The organism is Flavobacterium sp. CR10 (assembly GCF_055814415.1).
Genome location: NZ_CP185985.1, coordinates 3742229 through 3760557 on the forward strand (window position 1 = coordinate 3742229; position 18329 = coordinate 3760557).

At 33.6% G+C, this 18329-nt stretch carries 13 protein-coding genes; 4 read left to right on the forward strand and 9 right to left on the reverse strand.

The window, feature by feature from the left end:
* Positions 1 to 84 precede the first annotated feature (84 nt).
* From rpsA to lon, 5 genes are all read right to left on the reverse strand, one after another.
* Positions 85 to 1860, reverse strand: coding sequence for a 30S ribosomal protein S1 (gene rpsA / locus ACNRYB_RS16430; protein WP_012024823.1), 1776 nt, complete (start codon positions 1858 to 1860; stop codon positions 85 to 87).
* A gap of 414 nt (positions 1861 to 2274) precedes the next feature.
* Complete coding sequence (locus ACNRYB_RS16435; RefSeq protein WP_129747214.1) at positions 2275 to 3651, reverse strand: nucleoside permease; 1377 nt, start codon at positions 3649 to 3651, stop codon at positions 2275 to 2277.
* 69 nt (positions 3652 to 3720) lie between these two features.
* Positions 3721 to 4413 (reverse strand): (d)CMP kinase, encoded by a 693-nt coding sequence (gene cmk / locus ACNRYB_RS16440; RefSeq protein WP_129747215.1) that lies wholly within the window; start codon positions 4411 to 4413, stop codon positions 3721 to 3723.
* Between the two features lie 190 nt (positions 4414 to 4603).
* A complete protein-coding gene (porQ, locus tag ACNRYB_RS16445) occupies positions 4604 to 5623 on the reverse strand; it encodes a type IX secretion system protein PorQ (RefSeq protein WP_473727948.1) in 1020 nt (339 codons plus the stop codon).
* A gap of 142 nt (positions 5624 to 5765) precedes the next feature.
* On the reverse strand, positions 5766 to 8219 hold the full coding sequence (gene lon, locus ACNRYB_RS16450; protein ID WP_473727949.1) for an endopeptidase La: 2454 nt from the start codon (positions 8217 to 8219) through the stop codon (positions 5766 to 5768).
* 277 nt (positions 8220 to 8496) lie between these two features.
* Here lon and ACNRYB_RS16455 point away from each other — a divergent pair, with 277 nt between their 5' ends.
* Genes ACNRYB_RS16455 through ACNRYB_RS16470 form a run of 4 tightly spaced genes read left to right on the forward strand, consistent with a single transcriptional unit; the run spans position 8497 to position 11380 of the window.
* Positions 8497 to 9051, forward strand: coding sequence for an RNA polymerase sigma factor (locus ACNRYB_RS16455; protein ID WP_160783829.1), 555 nt, complete (start codon positions 8497 to 8499; stop codon positions 9049 to 9051).
* Between the two features lie 14 nt (positions 9052 to 9065).
* Entirely contained in the window at positions 9066 to 9599 is a 534-nt protein-coding gene (locus tag ACNRYB_RS16460; protein ID WP_473727950.1) for an anti-sigma factor, read from the forward strand.
* Complete coding sequence (locus ACNRYB_RS16465; protein ID WP_473727951.1) at positions 9583 to 10641, forward strand: hypothetical protein; 1059 nt, start codon at positions 9583 to 9585, stop codon at positions 10639 to 10641. The genes ACNRYB_RS16460 and ACNRYB_RS16465 overlap by 17 nt, the downstream gene beginning before the upstream one ends.
* Before the next feature lie 19 nt (positions 10642 to 10660).
* Complete coding sequence (locus tag ACNRYB_RS16470) at positions 10661 to 11380, forward strand: head GIN domain-containing protein (protein WP_473727952.1); 720 nt, start codon at positions 10661 to 10663, stop codon at positions 11378 to 11380.
* Positions 11381 to 11471: 91 nt separating this feature from the next.
* On the opposite strand, the gene ACNRYB_RS16475 is transcribed toward ACNRYB_RS16470, so the two are convergent.
* From ACNRYB_RS16475 to glgB, 4 genes are all read right to left on the reverse strand, one after another.
* Positions 11472 to 12776: an MFS transporter gene (locus tag ACNRYB_RS16475; RefSeq protein WP_473727953.1), complete on the reverse strand. Its 1305-nt coding sequence runs from the start codon at positions 12774 to 12776 to the stop codon at positions 11472 to 11474.
* Between the two features lie 150 nt (positions 12777 to 12926).
* The gene (locus tag ACNRYB_RS16480) at positions 12927 to 13736 is read right to left on the reverse strand and encodes a M48 family metallopeptidase (protein WP_473727954.1); all 810 of its coding nucleotides are present in this window, start codon (positions 13734 to 13736) and stop codon (positions 12927 to 12929) included.
* 84 nt (positions 13737 to 13820) lie between these two features.
* Entirely contained in the window at positions 13821 to 16220 is a 2400-nt protein-coding gene (locus ACNRYB_RS16485; protein WP_473727955.1) for a glycoside hydrolase family 31 protein, read from the reverse strand.
* 187 nt (positions 16221 to 16407) lie between these two features.
* Positions 16408 to 18315: a 1,4-alpha-glucan branching protein GlgB gene (gene glgB / locus ACNRYB_RS16490; protein ID WP_473727956.1), complete on the reverse strand. Its 1908-nt coding sequence runs from the start codon at positions 18313 to 18315 to the stop codon at positions 16408 to 16410.
* Positions 18316 to 18329 lie beyond the last annotated feature (14 nt).

Below are 18329 nucleotides of genomic sequence, written 5' to 3' on the forward strand. Positions count from 1 at the left end.
TAAATTTTCAAACAAAACAAAAAAAAAGAAAACAAAAAAAGTCCCGCATTTCTGCGGGACTTTCTATTTAGATGAAACTAAGAATTATTTTTTCTCAGTTTTTTCCATTTTAGCTTTTAAAGCAGCTAATACATCATTGTTATCACCTAAAGTAGCAGCTGGTGCGTTTGTAGATGCAGATGCAGTAGTTTCAGCAGCAGCTTTCACGTTTTTCTCTTCTTCTTCTCTGAAGATAGCAGTGTGAGAAGCAACTACTCTTTTGAATTCTTTGTTGAACTCGATTACTTTGAAATCAGCAGTATCACCTTTTTTCAATTTCTTTCCGTCTTCTTTTTCAAGGTGACGAGTAGGAATGAAAGCAACGATATCATCTCCGAATTCTACAGTAGCTCCTTTGTCAACGATTTCAGAAATCTCACCGTTGTGGATAGTTCCTACAGCGAAAGAATCTTCGTATTGATCCCAAGGATTAGCAGTAGTTTGTTTGTGACCTAAAGATAATTTACGTCCTTCAACATCTAATTCTAATACTACAACATCAAGTTTTTCACCAACGTTTACAAACTCAGATGGGTGTTTAATTTTCTTAGTCCAAGATAAGTCAGAAATGTAGATTAATCCATCAATTCCTTCTTCTAATTCTACGAAAATACCAAAGTTTGTAAAGTTTCTAACGATACCTGTATGTTTAGAACCTACTGGGTATTTAGAAGTAATGTCAGTCCATGGATCTTGAGTCAATTGTTTGATACCTAATGACATCTTACGATCTTCTCTGTCAAGAGTTAAGATAACTGCTTCAACAACATCTCCAACTTTCACGAAGTCCTGAGCAGAACGTAAGTGAGTTGACCATGACATTTCAGAAACGTGGATTAAACCTTCAACACCTTCAGCAACTTCGATGAAAGCACCATAATCAGCGATTACAACTACTTTACCTTTAACTTTGTCACCAACAGTTAAGTTAGCATCTAAAGCATCCCATGGGTGAGCGTTTAATTGTTTCAATCCTAATTGAATTCTTGTTTTCTCATCATCGAAATCAAGGATTACAACGTTTAATTTTTGGTCTAATTCAAGAACTTCACTTGGGTGGTTGATTCTACTCCAAGAAAGGTCAGTAATGTGAATTAATCCGTCAACACCACCTAAGTCAATGAACACACCATAAGAAGTAATGTTTTTAACAACACCTTCTAATACTTGTCCTTTTTGTAATTGACCGATGATTTCTTTTTTCTGTACTTCAATGTCAGCCTCGATAAGCGCTTTATGAGATACAACTACGTTTTTGAATTCGTGGTTGATTTTTACCACTTTGAATTCCATCATTTTGTTTACATATACATCGTAGTCTCTAATTGGCTTAACGTCAATTTGAGATCCAGGTAAGAACGCTTCGATTCCGAATACGTCAACAATCATACCTCCTTTAGTTCTACATTTAACAAAACCGTTAACGATTTCTCCAGTTTCATTAGCTGCAATAACTCTATCCCAAGATTTGATAGTACGTGCTTTTCTGTGAGATAATACTAATTGACCTGTTTTATCCTCACGGATGTCGATTAATACTTCTACTTTGTCACCTACTTTTAAGTTTGGGTTGTAACGAAATTCGTTTAAAGAAATAACACCTTCAGATTTAGCATTGATATCAACGATAACGTCTCTATCTGTAATTCTAACTACAACTCCTTCAACTACTTCTTCTTGATCTGTAGCGATGAAAGTTTTTGATACTAGTTCTTCAAACTCTTGTAAGTTTTTTTCATCTACTGCATCGATTCCTTCTTGGAAGTTGTGCCAGTTAAAATTTGCTAAAAACTCTTCTTGTGATTTTGTTTGTTCAGACATGCTGATAAAAAAATTTGTATTCTGTTTTTCTCGAGTTTCTCTATGCGATAGAAAATACAGAAGTTGTTTTACATAAATGGTTGATACCTAAAGGAAACTCTTCTCTGCCAAAAGGTTTGCAAAATTACTACAAATATTTGGATTTACAAAATATTTTCTGATTGATTATCAGTTGATTATTAAGAAGCAGAAGATTTGGGGTTTCAAAAGACGCTTAGTCCCGCTATCCGTTGCAATCTTTTGTGCCAAACACCGGCACAAAAGGATTTCCACTTCTATCGGGGCTAGATTAGAAAGTCTCGTTTTCATAAGAACCTTAAAAACGAAACCCGACAGGTTTAAAAACCTGTCGGGCTTACTATGTGCAACTATCTTTGTTGTAGTTTTAAAATTCAACAAAGATTATTTCTAATACTAATGACTCAAATTCTCAATCTCTTTTGGATCATGTTTGTGTTTAAACAAAACAGCAAAAGCAATTGCAATCACCAAAGCATAAAGTGCAAACGAAAGCCAGATTGTGTGCCAGTCTTTCATTAAAACTGGATTTGTAAAAATTCCGTCTGCAGAAATAGAGTTTCCTTGACTTTTTACAAATTCTACCATCTTTTCATTAGTAGCATCTGTTTGTAAAAATCCTGCTAATTCTGTAGTATTAGCAAACGATTCTGTAAAGAAACGATCAATTGCCCAACCAGAAGTCAAACTTCCTAAAACCGCTCCTACTCCATTGGTCATCATCATAAATAAACCTTGTGCTGAAGAACGAATTTTAGAATCTGTATTGCTTTCTACGAATAAAGAACCTGAAATATTGAAGAAATCAAATGCCATTCCGTAAACGATACAAGAAAGTATAATCATCCATAAACCATTTACAGGATCTCCAAAAGCAAATAATCCGAAACGTAAAACCCAAGCCAACATACTGATCAGCATAACTTGTTTGATTCCGAAACGTCTCAAGAAAAACGGAATTGCCAAAATAAACAACGTCTCAGAAACCTGAGAAATCGACATAATAATAGTCGAATATTTAATCACAAATGAATCTGCATATTTAGGAAAATGTTTAAATTCATCCAAAAACACATCTCCATAAGCATTTGTTAATTGAAGCGCTCCTCCTAAAAACATAGAAAAAACAAAAAACAAAGCCATTTTGTAATTAGCAAAAAGTTTAAACGATTCTAAACCAAAAGTTTCAATCCAAGTTGCATTTTCCTTAATTAAACGTTGTGGTTCACATTTTGGCAATGTAAAAGCGTATAAACCTAAAATTAAAGCGCCTGCTCCAGCAATATAAAACTGATATTCAGTTGCTTTACTTCCGCTCAAATTTGTAATCCACATGGCAACAATAAAACCAATTGTACCCCAAACACGAATTGGCGGAAAATCTTTTACAATGTTTTTATTGTTTAACTTAAGCGAAGTATAAGATATAGAGTTACTTAAAGCAATTGTTGGCATATAGCAGCACATTGCCAAAAGCATAACTATAATAAAAGTATCTGGTGTAGTAACTTGCGCAATTCCAAATAAAACTGCAGCGTATAAAATATGAAGAATTCCGTAAAGCTTTTCAGCATTTACCCATCTGTCGGCAATAATACCTGTTAGAGTTGGCATAAAAAGAGAAGCGATTCCCATAGTTCCGAAAACTAGTCCAAATTGAGTTCCTTCCCAGTTTTTTGTGCCAAACCAATAATTTCCAATTGTTATAAGCCAGGCTCCCCAAACAAAAAATTGAAGAAAGCTCATTAAAATCAATCTATTTTTAATCCCCATATAATTAAAATTGTTCTTTAGTAAAAATGAAGCGGTAAAACTACCATTTAAAATAATATCTGCAAAAAATTATGCTGTTTTAACAACATCATTCACTAATTCAAGAACTGCAGCAAATTGTTCTTCTCTACTTAAGTAAGAATTATCAATCTCAATCGCATCATCAGCAATGACCAAAGGAGAATCTGCACGGTGCGTATCCATATCATCTCTTTCGATAACATTTTTCAAAACATCTTCATAAGACACATTGTCTCCTTTTGCCTGTAACTCGTCAAAACGTCTTTGCGCACGAGTTTCAGCGCTTGCTGTCATGAAAATTTTAAGTTCTGCATTTGGAAAAACAACGGTTCCAATATCACGACCATCCATCACGATGGCTTTATTTTTTCCCATTTCCTGCTGCTGTTCTACTAATTTAGCACGAACTTCTGAAACTGCCGCTACTTTACTTACAAAATTAGAAACTTCGATAGTTCTAATCTGCTTCTCCACGTTTTCACCATTCAAATACATTTCGGCAAAACCCAAATCTGCATTATATCTAAATTCAAGTTTAATATCGGCTAATGCTTCAATCAAAGCTTCTTTCTTAAAAAAATCTGCTCCAATCAAATTATGTTGCATGGCAAAATACGCTACTGCCCGATACATCGCTCCAGTATCTACATAAACATACTCTAGTTCTTTTGCCAATTGTTTTGCAAGAGTACTTTTTCCTGTAGATGAAAATCCGTCGATCGCAATGGTAATTTTTTTCAATTTTTTGTTTTTAAATTTTTATTCTATTAAAGACTGCTTCAAGTCAAAAACAGTCAAAACTAATGCAAATGTAGCCATCTTTATTTTTATATAAAGCATCTAAATTATTTGTTTTATCACGAATAAATCATAAAACAAAAACTTTATTATCTGGCAATAAAAAAAGCCCAATAAAAACCGTTTCATGCAATTATTGAAAATTCAAAGTCAAGCCAAAAAGACTTGTATTGGCCGCCAATGTATATCTAGAATACGAATAATTAAATTTCAACTTATTCATTCTTAAACCAAAACCTAATGAGACACCCGAAAAATTGCGCTGTTCATCCACTCTTAATTCTTCGCCTCTTCTAAAATTATATCCTACACGAAAATTGAATGCTTTTTTTGGAAAAAGCTCCACTCCAAAAGCCACGTGCCTCAAAGCATTGTTTACAAAAGAAACTTTCTCAGGACTTGTAGATCCGTCAATGTTGGTTTCTCCGCGATTGGGATTCGAAAAAGAGATATTCCATTGCTGCAAATTTTCCAAAGAAAGATGCCAGCGAATGGGCACATGTTCTAATTCTTGCGAAATACCAGCTACAATTTCAAACGGAAGATTTTCTTTAATCCCTGAATACGTCGTAAACTGTGTTCCCATATTTCTAAACACAAGAGCAAAATTCAAATCATTCATTTCATTTACATATAGAAACCCCAAATCAACTGCGCCACCAATCGAATTATAACTTTCTAGAGATGACGTTATCAATTTAGCACTTGCTCCTATATAAAAGTCTGTAAAAGGAACATTGTATGCATATCCAAGCGACAAAGCACCTTCGCTTCCTGTAAAGTTAGAAGTTGCCTGACCATTTTCGTCATAACCTTCAAATGTACCGTAATTTACATACGTAACGCCAGCATAAAAAGTCTGAACATGCCTATCATAAGTATAGGCGTACGATGCCGTTCCGTATGAAGCTTCGCCGTAATAACTTCCATAATTCAATGCTAAATGATTGTCCATATCTGCATTTATAAGTGCCGGATTTGACATGGCTTGATTGACATCTTCATCATAGATCGTAATTATATCTCCTCCTAATGCGGCCTGTCTTGGTGAAGTGGTTAGATTTAAAAATTGATAGGTGTAGCGCCCTCCTACTTGTCCGAAAGAATACGAACAAATTAAGATCACAGAAAATAAAACAACTTTTTTAAGCATTTGTTTTTGGCGCACCTATATGGGAATAACGCAACTGCAAATATAAAATTATATCCCTCTTAAAATAAAGTCAAATAAAAAAATTCCAAATCCCAATGAGAAAATTGGAATTTGGAATTTGACAATTTAAAGTTTTTAAAATTTACTTTAATTCTTTAGCATTTTTAACTTTTTGATCAGTCAAAGCGATTGCTAGAACTTCACTCATTTCTTTTACATAATGAAAAGAAAGACCTTCTAAGTACTCCGCTTTTATTTCATCAATATCGCTTTTGTTTTCGTGGCAAAGAATGATTTCTTTAATTCCAGCTCTTTTAGCAGCTAAGATTTTCTCTTTGATTCCGCCAACTGGAAGCACTTTTCCGCGAAGAGTGATTTCTCCTGTCATAGCTAGGCTTTTCTTCACTTTTTTCTGAGTCAAAAGCGAAACCAATGAAGTAAGCATTGCAATACCAGCACTTGGTCCGTCTTTTGGAGTTGCTCCTTCTGGAACGTGCAAGTGAATGTTGTATTTCTGGAATAATTCTGTGCTAATACCTAATTTCTTAGCATTTGCTTTAATATATTCTAATGCAATTGTAGCAGATTCTTTCATTACATTTCCAAGATTTCCTGTAATCGTCAATGAACCTTTTCCTTCAGAAATTAAAGATTCAATAAACAAGATATCTCCGCCAACGCTTGTCCAAGCTAAACCTGTTACAACACCGGCAACATCATTGTTTTCGTATTTATCACGCTCTAATCTTGGCACCCCTAAAATTGCTACAATATCTTCATCTGTAACTTTTTTGTTGTACTCCTCTTCCATTGCAACAGATTTTGCTGCATTTCTGATAACTTGAGCAATTTTAGTTTCTAAGTTACGAACGCCAGATTCTCTAGTATAACCTTCAATGATTTTTTCTAATTGTTTTTTGCCAATAGTTAAATCTTTTGCAGTTAAACCATGAGCTTCCAATTGTTTTGGAAATAAATGTCTTTTCGCAATTTCTACTTTTTCTTCAATTGTGTAGCCTGACATTTTGATTACTTCCATTCTGTCACGCAAAGCTGGCTGAATCGCTGCCATGTTATTTGAAGTCGCAATAAACATCACTTTAGACAAATCGTATCCCATTTCAAGGAAATTATCATAAAAAGCACTGTTTTGCTCTGGATCTAAAACTTCCAATAAAGCTGAAGATGGATCGCCGCTGTTTCCGTTTGACAGTTTATCAATCTCATCTAAAATAAATACAGGATTAGATGTTCCTGCCTTTTTCAAGCTCTGAATGATACGTCCTGGCATTGCTCCGATATACGTTTTTCTATGACCGCGAATTTCTGCTTCATCACGCAAACCGCCTAAAGAGATACGAACATATTCTCTTCCTAAAGCTTCTGCCACAGAACGACCAATAGAAGTTTTACCAACTCCCGGAGGCCCTGTTAAACATATAATTGGTGATTTCATGTCATTTCGCAATTTTAAAACTGCCAAATGCTCAATCATTCTTTTCTTTACTTCATCAAGACCAAAATGATCTTTATCTAAAACTTTCTGTGCATGTTTTAAATCAAACTTATCTTTAGAATATTCACCCCAAGGCAATTCTAAAAATAACTCTAAATAATTACGCTGAATTCCAAAATCTGGCGATTGTGGATTCATACGACGCATTTTAGACAATTCTTTTTCGAAATGTTTTTGCGTTTTCTCGTCCCACTTTTTGGTTTTCGCTTTCTGCCCCATTTCGTCCATTTCCTCTTCCTGAGAAACGCCACCCAATTCTTCTTGAATGGTTTTCATTTGCTGATGAAGGAAATATTCTCTTTGCTGCTGATCTAAATCAAAACGAACTTTTGACTGAATATCATTCTTCAATTCTAATTTTTGAAGTTCAACATTCATATAACGCAATGTCTCTAAAGCGCGTTCTTTTAATCCATTTATTGATAAAAGCCCTTGTTTTTCTTTTACAGACAAATTCATGTTTGAAGAAACAAAGTTTATCAAAAACGACTGGCTTTCAATGTTTTTGATAGCAAAAGTAGCTTCAGAAGGAATATTTGGACTTTCTTTAATAATCTGAATTGCCAGTTCTTTTACTGAATCTAAAATCGCTGTAAACTCAGTATCATTTTCGTCTGGACGCTCTTCGGCAACTTCTTTAATAGTTGCTGTCATATAAGGTTCTTCAGAAACAACTTCGTCAATTTCGAAGCGTTTTTTTCCTTGAAGAATAACGGTAACGTTTCCGTCAGGCATTTTTAGCACACGTAAAATACGCGCTACAGTTCCTACTTTATGAATATCATCTTTTGACGGATCTTCGTCTTCCTCATTAATTTGAGATACAACACCAATAATTTTTCCGCCAGCGTTAGCATCATTAATTAGTTTGATAGACTTATCTCTTCCTGCAGAAATCGGAATAACAACTCCTGGAAACAATACAGTATTACGTAAAGGTAAAATTGGAAGCGAAACAGGAAGTTCTTCATTGTTCATTTCCTCCTCGTCTTCTGGCGTCAACAATGGAATTAATTCTGCCTCTGAGTCAAATTCTTGAAGTGACAGATTGTCAATGGTAAGTATTTTATGGTTTGACATAATAAAATATAAGTCGTTTTGTCATTAAAATTGTTATGCTATCTGTAAAAAGAGTATTGCTTATTGAAGTTTTTACTGAAAACGCGTTTCGTTTTTCAATTACAAGATAGGGCATAAAAATAGACAATCATTGTGCCAAAACCAAAAGAAGTCAGTTCTAAAAAATTATATTTTCACTTTCTGTCTTAATGAATTTAAAAAAAATTAAAATTAATTTTATAAAAGTGTAACAAACAAAAAAAAGTGCCGTCCTTAATAAAAAACCAAAAGCCACTACTTGAATATAAACAACCAAAATATCGAAGAACTAATTGCGCTTTGCAAAAGCAACAATCAAAAAGCGCAATTTGAAATATACAATCGCTATTGTAAGGCGATGTATAACGTGGCTTTTCGTATTGTAAAAGACGAACATTTTGCACAAGACGTCATGCAGGAAGGTTTCTTAAAAGCTTTTACAAAAATCAATGACTATAAACAAGAAGTGGCTTTTGGAGCATGGTTAAAAAAAATAATCATCAATTATAGCATCGATTTTTACAAGAAAAACAACTCTTTTCATGTAGAAGATTTAAGTAAACAGCTTTATAAAATCGAAGAAAACGACGGAATTATTTCTGAAAATATTGACTTAAACTCTCTAAAAGTAAAACAGGTTTTAGATACAATTCTGCAGCTGAAAGATAATTACAGAATGGTGCTGACACTTTTTTATATAGAAGGTTACGATCAAGAAGAAATCTGCGAAATTTTAAACATCACATATGCAAATTGCAGAACAACTTTGAGCAGAGCCAAAGATAGTTTGAGAAAAAAATTGGAAGAGATATAAAATGAATTGGAATTATGAAAAATGAAAAAGACAACTTAGACGAATTATTCAACAGATTTGAAAACCAATGGGACATTCAGGAATTAAATCCGGATCATCAGATGGATTTTCTTCAAAAACTAAACAAAAAAGAGCCTAAGAAAAGATATTGGTTCGTGACTGCTATTGCAGCTTCGATCGTATTAATGCTTGGAATATCTCTTTTTTATAAAAATGAAAAACCAAAAGAATTCAAATTTGCTTCTAAAGAAACTAAACGCACCGATTCTATTTTCAATATTCTAATTGACAACGAACTGGTTAAATTGAAAGAGAAAAACTCGCCAGAAAATCAGCAGATTATTGATGATGCAATGAAGCAGATGAAAACCTTCGACGCTGATTATCAAAAAATCATAAATGAACTGCAGAAAAATGGTGAGAACAAGCAGATTATTTACGCAATGATTAGTAATCTCCAAACACGTATTTCTTTTTTACAGACCGTTTTAAAAAGAATTGAAGACAACGAAAAACTAAAAAACACCTCTAATGAAAAAACACTATAATTTACTCATCTTATTTCTTTTGATTCCTTTCTTGGGATTTTCAAACGATGACTCTTTTATAACGAAACAAAAAAGCATTAAAAAAACGTATATCGTAAATTCGAACGCAGGAATCGATATTGATAACAAATACGGAAGCATCACTGTAACCACTTGGGATGAAGATAAAATTGATCTCGACATTACGATAAAAGTTAATGGGCCAAACGAAAATTGGGTTAACGAACGATTAAATAGCATTGATGTAGATATCACAGCTCTTAAAAGCATGGTGACAGCTGTAACGTCTTTAGGAAGTTCTAATGTTAAAAGTAAAGGAAGCAATAACAGTTTTGAAATTAACTATGTTATTAAAATTCCAAAAAATGGTTCAATTAAATTAGCCAATAAATATGGAAATATTTCTATTCCCAGTGCAGAATCTTCTACAGATATCGAATGTAAATATGGAAAAGTTACATTGGGAAAATTAAACGGGTCTAGCAATCAAATATCGATTCAATACTGCCAAAATTCAAGTATTGATTACATAAAAGCAGGAAATATCGACGCTAGATATTCAAATCTTAAAATTAATGATTCTGGAAACCTAAATATTAATGCAAACTACACAGATATCAACCTAAATGACGGTCAAAACATTAAAGCGGATTGTAATTATGGAACGTTTAAATTTCAAAAAATCAATTCTTTAAGCGGTTCTGGAAATTATCTGACTTTTATTATTGGCGAAGTGTCAAGTAACTTTATTTATGATACCAATTACAGTAAAATCAGTATTGGAACAGTGACTGAAAAAGCTGGAAATATTAGCATAAACTCAGGATATACAGACATTACAATTGGTTATGTGCCAAACTACGCTTTTGACTTTGACATTTCGGCGAGATATTCAAATATCAAACATGATAATTCTCTAGAAGTTTCAGTTTCTGAAGTTAAAAGCAACAGCAAAAGAATCGCGGGTTTTTACAAGAAAAAAGGCCAGAATAAAATCAATATCAATTCGAACTACGGAAATATTTCGCTAACAAAAAATTAATCATCTAAAAATCAAAACAATGAAAAAGTCAATTTTACTACTAGCGCTAGCTGTATTTTTTACAAATAGCACAATTAATGCGCAAAACAAAGTACAAGGTAACGGAAAGATAGTTACTGAAACAAGATCTACTGGAGATTACGACGGTATTAAAATAGCAGGTTCGTTTGATGTGGATTTAGTATCTGGAAAAGAGGGAAAAATCACAATCAAAGGAGAAGAAAATTTATTAGCCGTTATCAAAGTTGAAGTTGAAGATAATTCGCTAAAAATTTATGTAGAAAAAGGCACTCAAATCCGTACAAGTTCAGGTAAAATTCAAGTTACCGTTCCATTTGAAAAGATTTCAGAATTAAGTTTAGCTGGTTCAGGAGATATTCAATCAAAAGACGTAATTAAAAATGATAATCTTGCCGTGAAATTATCTGGTTCCGGAAATTTCAATTTGCCAGTTGACACAAATAACTTAGAATTGCATGTTAGCGGATCTGGAAATATTCATTTAAAAGGAACTGCAGATAAACTTACCACCAAACTTTCTGGTTCTGGAGATATTGATGCTTCGAACTTAAAATCTAAAGTTGTAGAAGCAAATGTTTCTGGTTCTGGAAACAGCAAAGTAACTTGTGCCGAAAGTATTACAGCTAGAGTTGCTGGTTCTGGAAATATAAAATATATAGGAAATCCTGAGAAAAGAGATGTAAAAGTTTCTGGATCTGGAACTATTACAAAAGGTTAATTTTCTAAAAAAATATCACGAATTACAAAAGAAATCATCAATCAAACAATCCTTGCAATTCGTGATATTGGTTATTGTAAAAGACGTTTCATTAATTTGAAACGTCTTTTTTATGTACTCTTCTTAAAAGGAAAATTGAGGTTACAAAGAATATCGCCAAAATCACAATAGCCGCACGCGGACTTCCTGTAATCTGATCGATGATTCCGTAAACACACATTCCGATTACGATTCCGATCTTTTCAGCCACATCATAAAAACTAAAAAATGATGCTGTATCTTCTGTTTCAGGCAACAATTTAGAATATGTAGATCGTGATAAAGCTTGAACTCCTCCCATTACAAATCCAGCAACAGTTGCCATAATATAAAAGTGCGTTGGCAATGTTATAAAGTAAGCTAAAGCACAGAAAACTGCCCAAATCGCATTGATAAAAATCAAAGTTGGAACGTTACCCCATTTAGAAGAAGCATAAGAAGTTAAAAGTGCTCCAAAAACAGCTACAATCTGAATTAATAGAATACAAATTATTAAACCTATTGTACTTTCTTCTTTTGAAGACCATTGAATTTCCTGAGCTCCAAAATAAGTTGCTACAAGCATTACAGTTTGAACTGCCATACTAGAAACAAAGAAACCTCCTAAATAACGCTTTAAAGGAATATTTTTCTGCAATAATGCCCAAACCTTTTTTAATTCTTTAAAACCATTAAACACAACAGCTTTTGTTAGTTTCTGTCCTGTTTCTTTACTTCCTTTTGGCAAATAATAATAAGTATATTGGCTAAATAAAATCCACCATATTCCTACCATCACAAAAGAATATTTCATCGCTTCCATTCTTGCAATATCATTTTCGGCCCCCATTATCATCCATAAATTGATAGCCAACAAAAGAACACTTCCTATATATCCTAAAGAATATCCTTTTGCACTAATTCTGTCTTGTTGTTCTTCAAATGCGATATCTGGCAAGTATGAATTATAGAAAACCAAACTTCCCCAGTATCCTAATAATCCAAGAAAATAGAATGCTAATCCGACATAAATATTATCCAGATCAAACCAATATAATCCCATACATGATAAAGCTCCCATGTAACAGAAAAATTTCATGAAGGATTTCTTATTTCCAACATAATCGGCAATACCTGATAATAGTGGAGAAATAAAAGAAACAACCAAAAAGGCCGCCGCTGTGATAAAACTAATTAATGCTGAATTTTTTAAATGAAGACCGAAAACATCAATGTAATGATCACGATCGCTGAATAACGCTTCATAAAAAATTGGAAATACTGCCGAAGCGATTGTAAGTGTATAAACTGAATTTGCCCAATCATAAAATGCCCAAGCATTTAAAAGCTTCTTATCTCCTTTTTGTAGGTTTTTCATAGAAATGGTTTGTTAAATAGGCTACGAATTTATCTATTTTTTATCATAATCAAATAGAAATTCTTCAATTCGTGTATTATTAAATTATCAAGTATACTAAAACAAAAAAAGCTACTCCAAAGAATAGCTTTTAAATATACTTTTTATGTATTATTTTATCGTTCCCACTTTAAGCGCAATAGCTTTTGCTTCTGGAATCAAGGCTTTAATATTAGCAATCCTTGTAGCATCAGAAGGGTGTGTACTCATAAACTCAGGGGTTCCTGATCCTCCAGATTTAGCAGCCATTCTGCTCCAAAAAGCAACAGCATCATCTGGATTGTAACCTGCAATTGCCATTAAAGTCAAACCGATTTTATCAGCTTCGCTTTCGTTACTTCTGCTAAATGGCAACATAACTCCTACTTCAGAACCAATTCCGTAAGCTTGCGCAAATATTTGTTGTGTTGCTTCAGATTTTCCGCTAGTTGCCGCTCCTAAAGCCGCACCACCTATTTGCTGTAATTGTGCCGCAGACATTCTTTGTGCACCGTGATTTGCCAAAGCGTGAGAAACTTCATGCCCCATTACCGTTGCCAAACCTGATTCGTTTTGTGTAATTGGCAAAATTCCAGAATAAACCACAATTTTACCGCCTGGAAGACACCATGCATTTACTTCTTTATTATCAACCAATTTATATTCCCAGCGATAATCTTTCAAGTATTGGGTCTGTCCTAAATAATTTAAATATTTTTCTGCAGCAGCTTTTATCTTAAACCCTACAGTTTCCACAAGTTTTGCATCTGCTGTTCCCGTAATAACTTTGTTCTCTGTTAAAAACTGGTTATATTGCTGAAAAGAAGATGGAAATAATTCGCTATTTGAAACAAAATTCAAGTTTTGTTTTCCTGTAATTGGATTTGTTGCGCAACTCATCATAAGTGCTCCAAAAACCCCTAAAAACACATATTTTTTCATAATTCGAGCTATTTTTATAACAAAAATACGATTAAAAAACATAAAATGTTTTACACGATAAGTCAAAAAAATATCAAAATTTAACTATTCGCCAATAATGTGAAGCTCATTAAACTCTTTATCAACCAATAAGAAATTATTTTGCTCGAAACTAATTTTGTCAAACTCAATTTTTTCATTGTCAATTTCAATTTCTGTAACTTTAAATGGAAGTCCAATCAAATTGATTTTATACTTAGAGTATGGCGTTTCGTATTTCCCTTCTTTATGAAGCTGAATAATAAGCTCTTTTTCTTTTCCAATATTTCTAAGTGACAAATAGCTGTAACGTCCTTTTTTATAATCATAGCCATCTTGAGCATCTTCATAAACTGCCGACTGCTCTTTACCGTTTTTATAGTAAACGTCTAGTGTCAATTCATCAAATTCTAATTCGCCCACATATTGCTGAACTGGATATTTAGGAATAATAGCACCCGCTTTTACAAAAACCGGAATCTCATCAAATTTACTATCAATCCAGATCTCTCTTCCGCCAATAAAAAGCTCATTTGTCCAGTAGTTATACCATTCACCTCTAGGAATATACATACGTCTACCTACAGCGTTAGGTTCAAGTACTGGACAAACTAAAATTTGGTTTCCAAAGATAAACTCATCATTGCGATAATGTGTCTGCGTATCGTCCTGATCATAGTAAACTAATGGTTTTAACATCGGAACTCCTTCTTCAATATACTGCCAAAACATGGTGTATAAATAAGGAAGCAATTGATAGCGAAGGCTAACAAATTTTCGGGTAATATTAATCACTTCTTCGTCAAATGACCAAGGTTCTTGATTTCCGTGATCTCCTGAAGAGTGTGTTCTACAAAACGGATGAAAAACGCCTAATTGAATCCAACGCGCATATAACTCTCCTGAAGGCTGTTCTGCGAATCCTCCAATGTCAGAACCTGTGAATCCCATTCCAGAAATAGACATTCTCTGCACTTGTATATTTGCAATCCACAAATGTTCCCAAGTTGCTACGTTATCTCCTGTCCAAGAAGACGTATATCGTTGCGCTCCAGAATAAGCCGATCTTGTAATGACAAATGGGCGTTTAGGATAAGCAAATCGTTTCACACCATGATAAGTTGCTCTTGCCATCTGAGTTCCGTAAATATTATGTGCTTTTCTATGGCTGCAAGGATTTCCATCGTAAAAATGGCGAACATCCATTGGAAATGTTTTATTGGGAACTTCCATTACGGCAGGTTCATTCATATCATTCCAAACTCCTTTTACTCCTATTTCTGAAACTAATTCTTTAAATAAACCAGCCCACCATTCTCTAACTGCAGGATTTGTATAATCTGGAAAATTGCATTCGCCTGGCCAAACTTTTCCTTTCATATAAGGACCATCGGCTCTTTTGCAGAAATAATCTTTTTCTAAAGCTTCTTTGTAAACCCAATAATCTTTATCAATTTTAATTCCGGGATCAATGATTACAACAGTTTTAAAACCATCTTCGGCTAATTCAGCAACCATTTTCTTTGGATCTGGAAAATAGTTTTTATTCCAAGTAAAACACCTAAAACCATCCATATAATCAATATCGAGATAAATGGCATCACACGGAATTTGAAGTTCCCTAAACTTTGATGTGATTTCTTTTACTTTACTTTCTGGATAATAACTCCATTTGCATTGATGGTAGCCTAAAACCCAAAGTGGCGGTAATTCTGGTTTTCCAGTTAAATCAGTATAAGTAGTTACAACATCCTGCATTTGTGGGCCATAAATGAAATAATAATTCATTTCGCCGCCTTCTGCCCAAAAACTGGTAATATTTCTTCTTTCTTGACAAAAATCAAAGAAAGTTCTAAAGGTATTGTCAAAAAATATTCCGTAAGACTGTTTGTTGTGCAAGCCAATGTAAAAAGGAACAACTTTATATAAAGGTTCCTGATCTTTTTGGTAAGCATATTGATCTGTAGCAAAATTTTCTACTCTTTTGCCTTTAAGATTCATTTGAGTCGCTTTATCTCCAAGACCGTAATAACATTCACCATCTTTAGAATATTTACTCATTTTTACAATGTTTCCGCCATATTCATAACTTTCTTCCCAATGAAAACCAAGTTCATCCTCTAGAATAAGAAAATCGTTTAAATCATAAATGGAGAGACGAAGATCTGCTTTTTGGATTTTACATTTTACTTTACTTGTCCTAATCTGGAAATACGTTTCTTCTTCAGTAAGTTCCAAAAAATTATAACCGTGAAGCTGACTTTTATCGATAGCATATGAGAAATCATTACTGAAATATCCTTTTGTTGTAAAACGAAATCGGATTAGACTATCACGAAGAACAGTAACTTTTAAAATTACTTTGTTGTCGGTATTAAAGAAAATCGAATCTCCTTCATGTTCATAAGAGACAATTTTTGATGGGTATAAATCGCCTTTGTATTCTAATGAAGTGTTTGTAATCATATCTCAAATGAATTAATTTAACATTTTCCTTCTATTCAAACATACAAAAAAAGTTCGTAACACCCTATAAATAAAAGGTTTATTCACGAAAACGTTTTTTCTGAATGAGTTTCAAATTACAAAACAAAAAATCAGCAATTTGATAATTTTGAAACGATATAATGACAAAACCTTAGTTCAAGATTTTTTATTCAATCAAAGAATATACAGTAACACTTAAAGGCGGTAAGATTAATGCAACAGAAAAATCTCTTCCATCATAAGCAACTGTTTCTATTTTTAATGTATTAGAATTTTCTACGCCACTTCCACCGTAAATTGTGGCATCGCTATTAAAAATCTCTTTCAATTTGCCTTTTTGGGGAATACCTATTCTATAAATTTCTCGAACAACTTCAGTAAAATTGCACACCACAATTAAATTCTCATCAGGATTATTTCCTTTTCGGATGTAAGATAAAATCGCATTTTGTTGATCTGAATAATTAATCCATTCAAAACCATCACCTCTAAATTGCTTTTCGTATAAAGCTGGCTGTGACTTATACAATTGATTCAAATCTGTAATCAATCTTTTTATTCCAGAATGAAAATCATATTGCAGTAAATGCCAGTCTAAACTTTGTTCAAAATTCCATTCTGAAGTTTGACCAAATTCAGCTCCCATAAACAGAAGTTTTGTTCCAGGGTGCGTAAACATATAGCCATACAGTAATCTCAAATTTGCAAAACGTTGCCATTCATCGCCAGGCATTTTATAAATAAGCGAATTTTTGCCATATACCACTTCGTCATGCGAAAATGGAAGCATAAAATTTTCTGTAAAAGCATACGTCATCGAAAAAGTCAATTCATTCTGATGGTATTTTCTATAGACGGTTTCTTTCTGAAAATATTTTAAAGTATCGTGCATCCATCCCATCATCCATTTCATTCCAAAACCTAAACCACCTATAGAAGTGGGTCTTGAAACCATAGGAAACGAGGTGCTTTCTTCAGCAATAGTCTGAATTCCAAGAAAATTAGAATAAATTACTTCATTAAATTCTTTAAGAAAACTAATGGAATCAAGATTTTCTCTTCCTCCAAAAACATTGGCTTCCCATTCTCCATCTTTTCTGGAATAATCCAAATAAAGCATAGAAGCCACAGCATCGACTCTAAGTCCGTCGATATGGTAATTTTGAAGCCAAAAAACAGCGTTACTGATTAGAAAAGCTCGAACTTCATTTCTTCCATAATTAAAAACTAAACTCTTCCAATCAGGATGATACCCTTTTCTGCGATCCGGATGTTCATATAAATGTGAGCCGTCAAAAAATCCTAAACCGTGCGCATCATCAGGAAAGTGCGATGGAACCCAGTCTAAAATTACTCCAATTCCTTCCTGATGCAATTTATCCACCAAAAGCATAAAATCTTGTGGTTTGCCAAAGCGTGAAGTCGGTGCAAAATATCCCGTTAATTGGTACCCCCAAGAAGGATCATACGGATATTCCATAATAGGCATGAACTCAACATGCGTAAAACCAGTTTCTTTTACATATTTTACTAAATCATCTGCAAGTTCCAAATAAGTCAAAAACCGATTATGTTCTGCTCTTCTCCAAGACCCCAAATGTACTTCATAAACCGAATATGGTTTATCTAATGCATTATAATCCTGACGTTTCTGCATCCAATTTTCATCCTTCCACTTATAATCCAAATCCCAAACAACAGAAGCTGTATGAGGCGGTTTTTCACAATAAAGTGCAAAGGGATCGGCTTTTTCGGTAATTACACCATTGATATTAGATCGGATTTTATATTTATAAAGTGCTCCTTTTGAAATATCAGGAATAAATCCTTCCCAAATTCCAGAAGAATCCCAACGCACATTTAGATTATGTTCGCCCTGAGTCCAATAATTGAAATCGCCCACAACAGAAACCGACTGCGCAGTTGGAGCCCAAACTGCAAAGTAAACACCTTTAACTCCGTTCACCTCAGTTAAATGAGCTCCTAATTTTTCATATAATCTGAAGTGTTTCCCAGCTTTGAATAAATCTATGTCAAAATCGGTAAAAAGAGAATGTGCGATTACTTTAGTCATGTTTGATTTTTAAG

What these genes read in the sequence shown, in the direction of transcription:
- rpsA (WP_012024823.1), bottom strand. Translation starts at nt 1,860, where the DNA reads ATGTCTGAACAAACAAAATCACAAGAAGAGTTTTTAGCAAATTTTAAC.
- ACNRYB_RS16435 (WP_129747214.1), bottom strand. Translation starts at nt 3,651, where the DNA reads ATGGGGATTAAAAATAGATTGATTTTAATGAGCTTTCTTCAATTTTTT.
- porQ (WP_473727948.1), bottom strand. Translation starts at nt 5,623, where the DNA reads ATGCTTAAAAAAGTTGTTTTATTTTCTGTGATCTTAATTTGTTCGTAT.
- lon (WP_473727949.1), bottom strand. Translation starts at nt 8,219, where the DNA reads ATGTCAAACCATAAAATACTTACCATTGACAATCTGTCACTTCAAGAA.
- ACNRYB_RS16460 (WP_473727950.1), top strand. Translation starts at nt 9,066, where the DNA reads ATGAAAAATGAAAAAGACAACTTAGACGAATTATTCAACAGATTTGAA.
- ACNRYB_RS16465 (WP_473727951.1), top strand. Translation starts at nt 9,583, where the DNA reads ATGAAAAAACACTATAATTTACTCATCTTATTTCTTTTGATTCCTTTC.
- ACNRYB_RS16470 (WP_473727952.1), top strand. Translation starts at nt 10,661, where the DNA reads ATGAAAAAGTCAATTTTACTACTAGCGCTAGCTGTATTTTTTACAAAT.
- ACNRYB_RS16475 (WP_473727953.1), bottom strand. Translation starts at nt 12,776, where the DNA reads ATGAAAAACCTACAAAAAGGAGATAAGAAGCTTTTAAATGCTTGGGCA.
- ACNRYB_RS16480 (WP_473727954.1), bottom strand. Translation starts at nt 13,736, where the DNA reads ATGAAAAAATATGTGTTTTTAGGGGTTTTTGGAGCACTTATGATGAGT.
- ACNRYB_RS16485 (WP_473727955.1), bottom strand. Translation starts at nt 16,220, where the DNA reads ATGATTACAAACACTTCATTAGAATACAAAGGCGATTTATACCCATCA.
- glgB (WP_473727956.1), bottom strand. Translation starts at nt 18,315, where the DNA reads ATGACTAAAGTAATCGCACATTCTCTTTTTACCGATTTTGACATAGAT.